We start from the raw sequence: 12,094 nt of genomic DNA, 5'->3' as shown, positions 1-12,094 counted from the left end.
GCATACCGTTTTGGTCATAAAACCGCTACACTGTCAGGCCATCATGTTGATGCGGGATGGTAAATGCCTCACTGTGCGCTCTGTTTTTAGAGTAGTTATCCTGTTGATTCCTAGCAGGATTTGTTTCACTTGCAGTGACAAAAAAAAGAGGAATTGTGATGAATAAGCAAGAATCTATTGAGAATAATCCCACATCGGATACTGCGCAGTTCGGTACTCTACTGGCCCTCATTAGCCGTCTTAGCGGTGCACTGGATAGCGCGATCACCGGTAAAGATCGCAGTGTCTTAATTACAGAACTCTCACAATTTTCAACCGATAATCTTCCTGAACAGGAAAAACTCGTGACGGCTGAAGCCCTGCGAAGAGCTTTGGCAACGATCAAGCGCGACTAGTTGTTATACAACGCTCACCCTTGATTCCCCGCGGGCGATTAAAGGTGAGCGACCTGCCTCTTATTTGTACAGTTTTGTTTTTTTCTCGTCCTATGACCAAAATCATTGCTGTTTCTGCCTCAATAACCCATTGAATTGGGTCATATCTACCCATAGATTCCAGCAAATCTGTGTATAATAATTTCGCCCCCTTTCATTTCGTTATATTTATCTCAGGAGACCTCCCACCTTGGACGCCATCACTATCAATAGCCTTTTTTTGATCGGCGCAGTGCTGGTGGGAGCCAGTATTTTATTAAGCTCACTCTCTTCCCGGTTAGGTATTCCTATTTTGGTTATCTTCCTCGGTATTGGCATGTTGGCGGGCACCGACGGCATTGGCGGTATTGCTTTTAATAATTATCCTGCCGCCTATCTGGTCAGTAACTTGGCGTTAGCCGTTATCCTGCTGGATGGCGGAATGCGCACTCGAGCGTCATCATTCCGTGTTGCACTGTGGCCCGCCCTTTCGTTGGCAACCGTCGGTGTGTTAATTACGGCGGGGCTGACCGGTTTAGCCGCCGCGTGGTTATTTGATTTAGATATTATTCAGGGTTTATTAATTGGTGCGATTATAGGTTCCACTGATGCCGCCGCAGTCTTCTCGCTATTAGGGGGTAAAGGTCTGAATGAGCGCGTCAGTGCAACGCTGGAGATTGAATCGGGTAGCAACGATCCGATGGCAGTCTTTTTAACCATTACTCTGATCGCCATGATCTCCGCCGGTGAAACCAGCCTCAGTTGGATGTTCCTGGTCCACTTAATACAGCAATTTGGCTTGGGGATTTTTATTGGGCTAGGCGGCGGTGGGCTGCTGCTGTTGCTCATTAATCGTATTGAGCTGCCAAGTGGCTTATACCCATTATTGGCCGTCAGCGGCGGGATTTTAGTCTTCTCACTCGCCACGGCCATGAATGGTAGTGGCATTTTGGCGGTCTACCTCTGTGGCTTGTTGTTAGGTAACCGCCCAATTCGCAACCGCGCAGGCATTTTGCAAACCTTCGATGGGTTGGCATGGCTCAGTCAAATTGGAATGTTCGTCGTATTGGGGTTGTTACTTAACCCAAGTGAATTGCTGCCAATTGCCATCCCGGCGCTGATCCTTTCATTGTGGATGATTCTGTTCGCCCGCCCCCTGTCGGTGTTTATCGGCTTACTGCCCTTCCCAAGTTTTAATCTGCGGGAACGCATCTTTATTTCATGGGTTGGCCTACGTGGTGCAGTACCGGTTATTTTGGCCGTATTCCCGATGATGGCGGGTATTCCCAATGCGAATTTATTCTTCAATGTCGCCTTTTTTGTCGTGTTGGTCTCGCTATTATTGCAAGGTACCAGCCTGTCGTTCGCTGCGCGTAAGACAAAATTGGTGGTCCCCCCAGCACTGGCTCCGGTGGCGCGTATTGGTTTAGACATTGATAAGAATAATCAGTGGGAGCAATTTATTTACCAACTCAGCTCCGACAAGTGGTGCATTGGTGCTGCCTTGCGTGATTTAAAAATGCCGGAGGAAACCCGAATTGCCGCACTATTTCGAGGAAAGGATCTGTTACACCCAAATGGCAGTACCCGCCTGAAAGAAGGCGATATCTTGTGTGTCATTGGTCAGGAGCATCATCTACCTGCTCTGGGGAAACTGTTTAGCCAATCCCCCAGCATTCAATTGGACGAGCGCTTCTTTGGTGATTTTATTCTCGATGCTGATGCAAAGCTTCATGACATCTCTCAGATTTATGGCCTCAATCTGGAGCCCGGTGTCGATAAGCAACAAACCCTCGGCCAATTTGTGCTTTATCTCTTTGGCGGCGAACCGGTTATCGGTGATCAGATTGAGTGGGATGGATTAACTTGGACCATTGCCGAAATGGAGTCTGATCGCGTCAGTCGGGTTGGGGTGAAGATAGTGACGGATAAAGCCTGATTCTCACACTGCGACTCTGGCATGCCGTAGCTGATTACACGGCATGCCAGCATAATCTGTCACTCAACATTAATCATCCAGCCGACCCCAAATTTATCCGTCAGCATCCCAAAGCCCTTAGCCCAGAATGTTGCGCCAAATGGCATAATCACTTGCCCTCCTTCAGATAAACCGTTGAATAGCGCTTCGCCTTTATCCATATCGGTCACATTAATTGAGAGTGAATAGCCCTTATGTGGGCTGTCACCGTCACTTGCACAACCATCAGACGCCATGATCACATTACTACCCACTTGTAAGCGGGCATGCATGATGGACTCAGGATTAGTACCGGGTGGGCAACTTTCGGGATCAGGAATATCTTTATAACGCATCATCGCAACCACATCGCCGCCCAATTGCTCGGCATAAAACTTAACGGCGTTTTCACAGTCACCATTAAAAAATAAATAAGGCTGAATCAACATGATTTTGCCCTCGTTAAAGCCCCTGAACACAATCATTGTGATGCAGAGGCCAGATAGTTATCACTAGCAATAATTGCTGGCAGTGACTTATTAGTGTAGTGCTGTAGTGACAAAAATGGTGAGGAATGCTCTCATTTTAAACAATCGTTTTGTGGCAAAAAGTTACACTCTGCTCGGCTTAATGCGGTTAACCAAAATAATCCCCACACAGACCAATACTAAGGCGATAGCATTTTTCCACTCGAGAATACTTTCGTTCAGGAAAATGGCCGACAGTACAGCTCCGGATACGGGGATAAGGAAGTTGAATGGGGCAACCATACCAACTCGGTTATATTTGAGCAGTAGACTCCATAATGCAAAAGCCGCTGACGATAACAGCACCAGATATGCCAGTAACAATAATGCCTGCCATCCAAATCCACTTAAGTTACCGCCAAAGAGATAACCGCCAACCGTCAATACCAGCCCGCCAATCGCCAATTGATAGCCTGTCATCACAGTCGTATCCATGGTTTGCGAAATACGTTTACCGTAGATACTGGCTGCTGAAAGAATGAATGCGGCCAAGACCACACTGCCTTCCCCCATCAGCGAAAAATTGAAGTCCATCAAGTCGGAGCCGAAATTAACCACCATGACACCGGCAAAACCTAATGCGCACCCAATAATTTTATTGAATGTCAGTCGGTCATTTTTATAAATGTAATGAGCTAATAGCACACTGAAAAATGTGCCAGTTGCATTCATAATTGACCCTTTTACACCCGTGGTGTATGCCAAGCCAATATAGAAAAAAACATACTGCAAAGCTGTCTGAGTTAACCCCAAAATAGCAATCTGCTTATACTGGCCTTTTCTAAGGCGCCCAATTGCCTTACCACTGGCAATTGCAAAAATGAGCAGCACAATCCCGGCCAATAAAAAACGATAACCCGCGAAAACCATTTTGCTTGGAATATCATCTGGAGCAATATGAAATAGCGCATAACCATTCTTAATGGCCGGATAGGCGCTCCCCCAAAGCAAGCAACAGAATGTTGCGACGAGAAAAACAAATTTTTTATTCGTAAAAAGCGGAGGACTACTGTCCACGTCAACATCCTTTTCAATCATGAAATGAAACATTGTTTCGTTATAACCATTTCTCATTAAAAAGTCCTGTCTGATGTCACCTTTTCCCTAAAAAGATCACAACCCTACCGTTGCTTCGCATCAATTGCCCATGATTGGCCTAAAACCCTCACAGGTCTCAGTGCGGTTTGCACAATATGTGTACAGCCATGTGGACATTTATTTACCATTTAGGCGGGTAGGTCGCGTCGCGCAATGTTTGCACTAACAATCAAAGATCGTGTACGATGTTGTTTTAACTAAATAACTTTGGTTTTTATTATGTTAAAACTCTTTAACGTAAACTTTAATAATATGCCGGAAAGAAAGCTGGACGAGGTCTTTTCACTCAGAAAAATAACATTCAAAGATCGGCTCGATTGGAAAGTGACCTGCATTGATGGCAAAGAAAGCGACCAATATGATGATGAGAATACCAACTATATATTGGGAACAATAGATAACACCATTGTTTGTAGTGTTCGATTTATTGAAATGAAACACCCAACAATGATAACAGGGCCATTCTCTCCTTATTTTTCGGATGTCGATCTGCCTATTGATGGGTTTATCGAGTCCAGTCGTTTTTTTGTGGAGAAAGCATTAGCCAGAGATATGGTGGGTAATAATAGTTCTCTGAGTACGATACTTTTTTTAGCCATGGTCAATTATGCAAAAGATCATGGATATAAAGGGATTCTCACTGTCGTCAGTCGAGGAATGTTTGTCTTGCTGAAACGCTCTGGCTGGAATATCACAGTGCTAAACCAAGGTGAATCGGAGAAGAATGAGGTTATTTACCTTTTACACCTTGGTGTTGATATTGATAGTCAACAAAAGCTAATAAATAAAATACGGAGAATTCATAAAATAGAACCCCGTACTCTTGAAAATTGGCCTCTGGTCGTGCCCGACATTGTTAAATAGATTTAATTAGCTTTAACTCAATGCCAAGTCTTATTGCATGCTTGGCATTTAAAACACCTAGTTTTCTGACCACATTGCCAATGTGGAACTTAACTGTACTTCTTTTTATACCTAATATTATTGAGATTTCAGAGTAAGTTTTACCCACGCTAGCCCAATACAGAATTTCATTTTCTCTAGGGGAAAATATGTCTCTCTCAATTTTATTATTACACGGCTGATTCTTTTCATCATTATTATGATAAAGACCTAACATTTTTTCATGTGTAAAAATGAGCAGCATTTGAATTTTTTCTTTATTTATTTCAATAAGTTCATCAAAGAATATGCTGTCATCACTGCCATTAGAAATGTTTAATGTTGCCATATTATTACTATTGTCGTGAAGCACAAAAGTATAGCCATTAACAATATTATACTCTCTAGCCAACTTAAACACGGCTGAGTCTGTTGATTTTTTATTAATAACGGAGTTGTCATCCCATGCAAAAGGGGAAATTTTGTCTTTCGCGGTCAAGATAACAGGATCAATAAGATGATAACTATTCTTTTTGTATTTTTTCACCCAATCTAATGGGTAGTTAGAAATAATAGTAGGATGCAAAGGTGTTTTCTTATTTATAACTAAATAAGAGTAGCGGAGATCACCATAAGACTTTATTCTTCTTTGAATATAGTTTTTTATGTCTTCATTAATACTTTCATTATCAAAATAATCAATTATCATAACAGACCAAATTCACCCAATGCATAATGTAACAATACATTTTTATCACATTGTTTTCAATAGAAAATACAGTATAGAATCCCCACACAGACATTTCTTATATAAAATTCGCTTATTCGATAAACTAAAAAAAACCTAGACCAAAGGTTAGTTTTGTAAGCTGGACTTAAGGCTAGCTATTATTATAGCCCTATGTTAATTAAACTGTTTTTGCTTTACAGAATTAGTTTTCAATATAATAGAACTAATATCTTAGCGCACTGGCGCTCAGAAAGTTAGTCTGCAAAGAATATATTTTCGCCAATACCAGGTTTTACCCCGCCATCTGGATGCTTTTACATTCAGATGGCGACCATCTCCTCCTAAAGTGCTCCCCCCATACCGGTGAAAATTCCGTCAATTCATCGCCACAAAACTCACCAATGTGTACGACTTTTCAACAATTATTTTACCGTTTTCATCACGCGCATGCGTGTTAGCAACCCATCTTATGGCTTCAACTGCACCTGTTCGTAAAAAATATTCTTTAATGACATATAAACATTAAACATATTAATGTAATCTAGATAAAGTTGACTTAAGTCATGTCACTAACACAAATTAATCGTATGATAAATAAACGGTTATAATGTTTCCCTGGTGTTGGCCGAATTGGCATCCCTTACCAAATGAGATTGGTAAGGGTTTTTTTTGCCTATTATTTGGGTTAAACGCGAGGAGGAACTAAGGTGTTTGCTGCATGATCTGCGCTAAGGTGATGGCACGGATTATCATCGCGCGGTCAATCTCTGGGTTATCACTCTCAAGGAGCCGCTGCCAAATAGCGATGGCTTCACCATAACGGGCATGGGTAAAACCGTCGTTGGCTTGCAGCATCAGCGCGGTATATTGCAAAGGATCTTTTGCCAACGCCCGCTCTAACCAATAGGCCACATCGCCAGTCATTCTCTGCCCTGACTGGTAATAAAATATGGTCGCCCGCGCCGCATCTAATGCCGCACTGGCTCCCTGCAAACGTTCAGCTTGTTGCAGCGCAATCAGCGCATCCTCAAACTCATTACGATATAAATAATATTGCGCCAAACTGAACCACAACTCTCCCTTATCGGGTTCCTGACGGATGCGTTGCTGTAACCGAAATAGCGCTGGGTCATTGCTCTGTTTGTCCAGCATCGTATTCAGCCGCTTGGCTTCTTGTTGACGCAAAGCCTCCTGCTGTACCGCCGTGTAATGTCCTAACTGTTGATATCCCAGCAGAATAAGCAGGAGTACCAACAGACTAAAGCCTAAAGGCCAGCGCCAACTCAAACGACCATATTGCACCAACCAAGGCCACCAAAGGCCCATCAGAATGAGAAGTAAAAATATTGCCAGACCGGCAGCCAGTATCATTAGTGTGCCCCTCGCGAAGGTGAGCGAGCTCGGCGCCTGACTCGCCACACGACACCCCCCAAGACGCAGACTAGTAGCACGCCAGGCCCAAACCACAGCACCAGCGTTGCCCCTCTCAGTGGAGGTCGATAAAGAACAAAGTCACCATAGCGCTGAGTCATCTGGGCCACTATCTCTTCAGAACTGTGCCCGGCCTCTACCAGTTGATAAACCTCTACGCGCAAATCTTGTGCAATCGGTGAGGTTGACTCCAGCAAGTTCTGATTTTGACACTGCGGGCAGCGCAGTTCTTTGGCCAACGCTAATGCCCGCTGTTGATTTTGTGGCGAGCTAAAATGATAAGTGTCCACTAAATCTGCCGAAACCCCGGCTGAAAATAGCAGAGATAGCATCAGCAAAAAGGTTTTCATGGTGCTCCTGTCGTTGCTGATTGCGCCAATAGCGGCATAAACTGCTGCTGCCATATCTCTTGCGTCATCACTCCTGCATAGCGCTGGCGAATAAGGCCATTGGCATCAATTAGCCAGGTTTCAGGCGTACCATAGACCCCCATTGCCAAGGCTAACGTCCCTTGCGGGTCATACAAGCTCTTTTGGTAAGGATTGCCATAGCGCTGAAGAGTATTCAATGCTGCTTGACGAGAGTCGCGGTAGTTCAATCCATAGAACTGCACGCCATGTAGCCTGCTGGAAATCTGGGCCAATGCCGCCATTTCTTGCTGACAGCTAGGGCACCAACTGGCCCAGACATTAATCACGGTCACCTTACCCAGCAGTTGCTCCCGGGTGAGTTTTTGTGTTGGCTGCTCTAATTCAGATAATGAAAAAGCCGGGAAAGGCAGATTTTGCTCTGCTAACTCAATGCGATGCGGATCTCGGCTTAAGCCACTGTAAAGCACAATACCTAAAATCAAACCCAGCAGAGGAACAATCAACCAAGGCCACCGTTGTTTCATTTGACCTCCTTACTTTCATGGGAGCCGCGGGTTCGATGCCATAGCGCCAGTAATCCCCCGAAGACCATCATCAAAGTGCCCCCCCAAATCCAACTCACCAGCGGTTTATGATACAAACGCACGCTGTACTCCCCACGCCCGAGGCTGTCGCCTAAAACCGCATAAAAATCAGCCAATGGGCCACTGACAATAGCAGGTTCAATCATCAACATTTCTCGTACACTGTAGTGTCGCCGTTCAGGGCGTAGCGTCGCTATGGGTTGTCCTTCATGGCTTACCGTGATGAGCGCCCGTTCACTGGTATAGTTTGGGCCAACTAATAGCTCCGTTTCATGATATGTAAATTGATATCCCGCCAACGTAGCCTGACGACCAGGAGAAAGGCGACTGCCCTGCTCCACCGAGTAATATGCGGCAAACAGCATCCCCAACAAACTGACGGCAACGCCACCATGTATCAGCCATGAACGCCAACGTATCTGAGGTGCAAAAAGAGGGGCGGACAATGCCCAGAGAGCTAAGGCTACACCCGGAATCATTCCCGGATGCCAAGTTTGGCTCAACAACCCCGAACTGAGTAATCCACCACTGAGCGCTAATAATGCAGGAACCATAAGACGCCAGTAGTCTGTTTTGGGGCTTTGCTGCCAATGAGCAAAAGGTGCCCACCCCATCAATAACAACATTAGCAGGACAAAAGGTGTCAGTGTCTGGTTAAAATATGGCGCACCAACGGATAATGTTCCCAGCCCTAATGCACTGAAAATCAACGGATATAGTGTACCAATCAGCACAGTGATAGCCGCAATCCCCAATAACACCAGCGCTGCCAGTAACAGTGTTTCCAATGAGAACACGTTAAAATCGGCACGACGAGGATTTCCGCGCACGCGCAAGGCAAATAATGTCAATGAAATCAGTGTTACAGTGCCAAATAATGCCAGTAAAGCCTCCCCTCGAGCAGCATCAACAGCAAAAGCATGCACTGAGGTCAACACCCCTGAGCGAACGATAAAAGTTCCTAACAAACAGAGTTGGAAAGTCACCAATGACAGCAAAATTCCCCACTGATGATACAAACCACGACGCGCGCTGATAGCTAACACATGCAGTAATGCCGAGGCGGTCAGCCAAGGTAATAGCGAAGCATTTTCGACCGGATCCCAGAACCACCAGCCGCCCCAGCCCAATTCACTGTACGCCCACCACGCACCTAACAAAATGCCCGCAGTCAGTAAGCACCAAGACGCCAGTACCCACGGGCGACTATAGTGCGCCGTATTTTGACCATAACTCCCCTCCAGCAAAGTCGCCATAGCAAAAGCAAAACTGATAGCAAAGCCGCTATAGCCCAGATACAACAAGGGGGGATGAAATATTAGCGCGAGATCTTGCAACATGGGGTTCAAGTCGCGCCCCTCGGCCAGAGTGGGAAACAATCGCTCAAATGGATTAGAGAAAAAGAGGATAAACAGGCTCAAAATAACCAGCAGCCAACCCATAACACCGAGGGCGCGGGCCACAAAACGCAGTGGATAGTGGCGACGAAACACCGTCAGTACACTGCTCCACACACTCAATACAAACAACAAAAACAACATGGAGCCTTCATGCCCACCCCAAATGGCTGCAATCTTATAAAACAACGGAAGCTGACTATTATTATGCTGCGCAACATACAGCACCGAAAAGTCATCAGTGACAAAGCACCACCCCAGTGCCAATAGGGTTAGTGCGATAAATAAAGTGATGCCATAGCTGAGCGACGGCAACCAACACAGCAAAGGTAGCCGCCGCCCATGTAAAGCAATAAAGGGCACACAACCGAGCAATAGCGCCAATGACGTCGCTGCCAGCAGTGACAACAGCCCCAACTCACCTATCATGCCATTTTACTCGCCACTGAATTTTTCCTATCACATCACACGACCGTCATCTGACCGGCATAAAGAATGAAAAAGCGTAATATAAAGACCCCGAACAAACTCAGGCCAGAAACGGCGAGTAAGAATGAAACCCGATGTCGTACGTTATGGCTGCAATAGCGGTTTAACGCCATTGGCAGCACCATGCCGCAACCTATCACCCCAAACCAGAACATCAATGCCCAGAAACCGCCACCGAGTGCCACCGTCACAGCCACTTCTTTTTGACCGCCACCGAACCAAAGCCCCGTGAAGAATGCCAGCAACAGAAACAGCTCCAGCCAGACCACCGGTTTCTCCAACCGATGCACAAAAGCCAAGGCTGGGCTGTGGGGAGGCTCTTTGAAAAAAGTGACCGAGCACAGCACCATTGCGGCGATACCAGAAGAGACACCCGAGAATAGAAATAACACCGGCAAGACCGGATTATTCAGTAATGGATAGCTCTTCAATGCGGATAGCAGAAAACCGGTATAAGCACCCAGCGCTACGGCCAGAAACATCATCACCGGTTCGAGTTTGCGTTCAATCGGGGCCAACCGGTGAAGCAACGTACCGACCCACACTAATTTTCGATAAGGCTGTAGTAAAGCCGTTAACCAATGACGAAATATCACCGCCAGCCAGACCAAAAGCACCACCATATAAAGCTGAAACAGCATGACCCCCAGCGACATCACTGAACTGGTGCTGTAGAAAAACATCAGTTTCCAGAACGTCCAAGGTCGAGTGAGGTGCAGAATCAAGATAAATAGGCCCAAGATAACCGCCAGTGGCGCGATAATCGCCGTGGACTTAAGCAGCCCGCTCTGTGGAGCATCGTCCCCCAATACACGCTGCTTAACCAGCAGGCTTACCACAACCATGCCAGCAGAAACGCCTATCAAAAACAGATAGATGGCGATCGGCCAATCCCAGACGAGTGAGTCAAAATGAAATGGCGTATTCAGTTCAGGATTCATCCGGTTATCTCCCCGTACTGGAAAGGAACTCGATATAGCTTCGGTTGTGTTCCCAGATGTAGCTTGGCGCGATAGACGGTGCGTTGATGTAACAGCTTCACCAACTCACTGTTAGGGTCATCCAGATTGCCAAAAATCAGTGCTTTGGTTGGGCACGACAGCACGCAAGCCGGTTGCTTGCCTTGCTTGAGATTGGTTTTCCGGCAAAAATCACATTTGTCGGCGGTCTTCGTCACTGGATGGATAAAACGCACCCGATACGGGCAAGCCGCAATACAGTACTGGCACCCGACACAAAGATCAGGATCAACATCGACAATCCCGGTCTCCTTGTCACGGTATGATGCACCTGTTGGGCACACGTCCACGCACGGTGCTTTATCACAATGTTGGCAAGAGTGGCGATAGAATTGATATTTCACCGCCGGAAACTCGCCAATGGGTTGGCTGCGAATAATGCTTAAGCGCGAGACTCCGTCCGGCACATGATTAACTTCACGGCAGGCATCCATACATGCCGTGCAACCAATACAGAGGGTTTCGTCATGCAACATGCCGTAACGGACGCCATCAATAGTGCCACTGACAGCCAGCGAACGACTGGATGAACCCGTCATGAAAATCAGCGCCCCCATACCAACGATAAAATGACGACGATTCGTATTCATGGCGCGTCCTTCGGTATCAGCTCCTGCTGGCGGCGGTGACAATCCACACAGATTTTGACCCGCCCTTTATCATCCAAACCATGCATTGGATCGGTTTTCGGGTGCAACTGATGACAACTGACACAGGAAAGCTTCAGCATATGCACATCATGTGGCCAGAAAGCTTCACGCAATTTCTCAGGTTGGTGACAACTCATACAAACACTGTTTTGTTGCGATACGCTGTACATTGCCTTATCCGCATTCAACATATCGCTGTTAAAGCGCATCACATCTTTGACGCCATTACGGTGCAAAATCGATGCTTTACCATGGCAGTTAGTACAGGTAACCGCTAATTGTGTGTTCGGATTTATGGCGCTGGCATGCTTGCCGTGCAGCTCATCTTTTTGCTCTTTATGGCATTGGACGCAAGCAGCATCCGGATTACGCTGCGGCTCAACAACATGACGCGAGTCGGTTGCTTTCAGCGTATCAGCCTGTGTTGTGGCAAGTGCCGGCAACTGATACAAGGCCAACACTGTCAGCAACACTGCGTGACAGAATGAACGTAAAACGCGCATAGTTATTCCACCTTTGCTATGGCCCCACACTGGAGCCAGTTTG

General features: G+C 46.2%; 13 protein-coding genes. 3 read left to right on the top strand and 10 right to left on the bottom strand.

The genetic code is table 11. The features are described 5' to 3' along the window. Positions 1 to 158: 158 nt before the first annotated feature. Entirely contained in the window at positions 159 to 395 is a 237-nt protein-coding gene (locus tag ACIOG0_RS08785) for a hypothetical protein (RefSeq protein WP_050097185.1), read from the top strand. Positions 396 to 624: 229 nt separating this feature from the next. Next, the gene (locus ACIOG0_RS08780) at positions 625 to 2,352 is read left to right on the top strand and encodes a potassium/proton antiporter (RefSeq protein ID WP_050097184.1); all 1,728 of its coding nucleotides are present in this window, start codon (positions 625 to 627) and stop codon (positions 2,350 to 2,352) included. Between the two features lie 59 nt (positions 2,353 to 2,411). On the opposite strand, the gene ACIOG0_RS08775 is transcribed toward ACIOG0_RS08780, so the two are convergent. Both ACIOG0_RS08775 and ACIOG0_RS08770 read right to left on the bottom strand, forming a co-directional pair. Continuing rightward, a complete protein-coding gene (locus ACIOG0_RS08775; protein WP_050097183.1) occupies positions 2,412 to 2,819 on the bottom strand; it encodes a VOC family protein in 408 nt (135 codons plus the stop codon). Positions 2,820 to 2,981: 162 nt separating this feature from the next. Further along, on the bottom strand, positions 2,982 to 3,914 hold the full coding sequence (locus tag ACIOG0_RS08770; protein ID WP_050097739.1) for a DMT family transporter: 933 nt from the start codon (positions 3,912 to 3,914) through the stop codon (positions 2,982 to 2,984). A 300-nt stretch (positions 3,915 to 4,214) separates the two neighbouring features. On the opposite strand from ACIOG0_RS08770, the gene ACIOG0_RS08765 reads away from it, so the two are divergent. Further along, the gene (locus tag ACIOG0_RS08765) at positions 4,215 to 4,859 is read left to right on the top strand and encodes an acyl-homoserine-lactone synthase (RefSeq protein ID WP_050139683.1); all 645 of its coding nucleotides are present in this window, start codon (positions 4,215 to 4,217) and stop codon (positions 4,857 to 4,859) included. Here the strand turns inward: ACIOG0_RS08765 and ACIOG0_RS08760 are convergent. From ACIOG0_RS08760 to nrfB, 8 genes are all read right to left on the bottom strand, one after another. Next, positions 4,852 to 5,586, bottom strand: coding sequence for a LuxR family transcriptional regulator (locus ACIOG0_RS08760; protein WP_050097181.1), 735 nt, complete (start codon positions 5,584 to 5,586; stop codon positions 4,852 to 4,854). The genes ACIOG0_RS08765 and ACIOG0_RS08760 overlap by 8 nt on opposite strands. Positions 5,587 to 6,309: 723 nt before the next feature. Beyond that, on the bottom strand, positions 6,310 to 6,978 hold the full coding sequence (locus ACIOG0_RS08755; RefSeq protein ID WP_050097180.1) for a cytochrome C heme lyase: 669 nt from the start codon (positions 6,976 to 6,978) through the stop codon (positions 6,310 to 6,312). Continuing rightward, entirely contained in the window at positions 6,978 to 7,388 is a 411-nt protein-coding gene (gene nrfF / locus ACIOG0_RS08750) for a heme lyase NrfEFG subunit NrfF (RefSeq protein ID WP_050097179.1), read from the bottom strand. Before nrfF ends, ACIOG0_RS08755 begins: the two co-directional genes overlap by 1 nt. Further along, positions 7,385 to 7,933, bottom strand: coding sequence for a DsbE family thiol:disulfide interchange protein (locus ACIOG0_RS08745; protein ID WP_050139684.1), 549 nt, complete (start codon positions 7,931 to 7,933; stop codon positions 7,385 to 7,387). The genes nrfF and ACIOG0_RS08745 overlap by 4 nt, the downstream gene beginning before the upstream one ends. After that, entirely contained in the window at positions 7,930 to 9,819 is a 1,890-nt protein-coding gene (locus tag ACIOG0_RS08740) for a heme lyase CcmF/NrfE family subunit (RefSeq protein WP_128450860.1), read from the bottom strand. Before ACIOG0_RS08740 ends, ACIOG0_RS08745 begins: the two co-directional genes overlap by 4 nt. Before the next feature lie 35 nt (positions 9,820 to 9,854). Next, positions 9,855 to 10,820, bottom strand: a complete 966-nt coding sequence (gene nrfD / locus ACIOG0_RS08735) for a cytochrome c nitrite reductase subunit NrfD (RefSeq protein WP_050097176.1) — start codon at positions 10,818 to 10,820, stop codon at positions 9,855 to 9,857. Then, positions 10,817 to 11,488 (bottom strand): cytochrome c nitrite reductase Fe-S protein, encoded by a 672-nt coding sequence (gene nrfC / locus ACIOG0_RS08730; RefSeq protein WP_128450861.1) that lies wholly within the window; start codon positions 11,486 to 11,488, stop codon positions 10,817 to 10,819. The genes nrfD and nrfC overlap by 4 nt, the downstream gene beginning before the upstream one ends. After that, on the bottom strand, positions 11,485 to 12,051 hold the full coding sequence (gene nrfB / locus ACIOG0_RS08725; RefSeq protein WP_050097174.1) for a cytochrome c nitrite reductase pentaheme subunit: 567 nt from the start codon (positions 12,049 to 12,051) through the stop codon (positions 11,485 to 11,487). Before nrfB ends, nrfC begins: the two co-directional genes overlap by 4 nt. Positions 12,052 to 12,094: the final 43 nt, after the last annotated feature.

It is taken from the genome of Yersinia vastinensis, from assembly GCF_044905075.1.
Classification (GTDB): Bacteria; Pseudomonadota; Gammaproteobacteria; order Enterobacterales; family Enterobacteriaceae; genus Yersinia; species Yersinia vastinensis.
Note: the sequence above shows the minus strand (reverse complement) of the source record. Positions and strands in the feature narration are given on the sequence as shown.

What these genes read in the sequence shown, in the direction of transcription:
- ACIOG0_RS08755 (WP_050097180.1), bottom strand. Translation starts at nt 6,978, where the DNA reads ATGATACTGGCTGCCGGTCTGGCAATATTTTTACTTCTCATTCTGATG.
- ACIOG0_RS08745 (WP_050139684.1), bottom strand. Translation starts at nt 7,933, where the DNA reads ATGAAACAACGGTGGCCTTGGTTGATTGTTCCTCTGCTGGGTTTGATT.
- ACIOG0_RS08785 (WP_050097185.1), top strand. Translation starts at nt 159, where the DNA reads ATGAATAAGCAAGAATCTATTGAGAATAATCCCACATCGGATACTGCG.
- ACIOG0_RS08765 (WP_050139683.1), top strand. Translation starts at nt 4,215, where the DNA reads ATGTTAAAACTCTTTAACGTAAACTTTAATAATATGCCGGAAAGAAAG.
- nrfB (WP_050097174.1), bottom strand. Translation starts at nt 12,051, where the DNA reads ATGCGCGTTTTACGTTCATTCTGTCACGCAGTGTTGCTGACAGTGTTG.
- nrfC (WP_128450861.1), bottom strand. Translation starts at nt 11,488, where the DNA reads ATGAATACGAATCGTCGTCATTTTATCGTTGGTATGGGGGCGCTGATT.
- nrfF (WP_050097179.1), bottom strand. Translation starts at nt 7,388, where the DNA reads ATGAAAACCTTTTTGCTGATGCTATCTCTGCTATTTTCAGCCGGGGTT.
- nrfD (WP_050097176.1), bottom strand. Translation starts at nt 10,820, where the DNA reads ATGAATCCTGAACTGAATACGCCATTTCATTTTGACTCACTCGTCTGG.
- ACIOG0_RS08760 (WP_050097181.1), bottom strand. Translation starts at nt 5,586, where the DNA reads ATGATAATTGATTATTTTGATAATGAAAGTATTAATGAAGACATAAAA.
- ACIOG0_RS08775 (WP_050097183.1), bottom strand. Translation starts at nt 2,819, where the DNA reads ATGTTGATTCAGCCTTATTTATTTTTTAATGGTGACTGTGAAAACGCC.
- ACIOG0_RS08740 (WP_128450860.1), bottom strand. Translation starts at nt 9,819, where the DNA reads ATGATAGGTGAGTTGGGGCTGTTGTCACTGCTGGCAGCGACGTCATTG.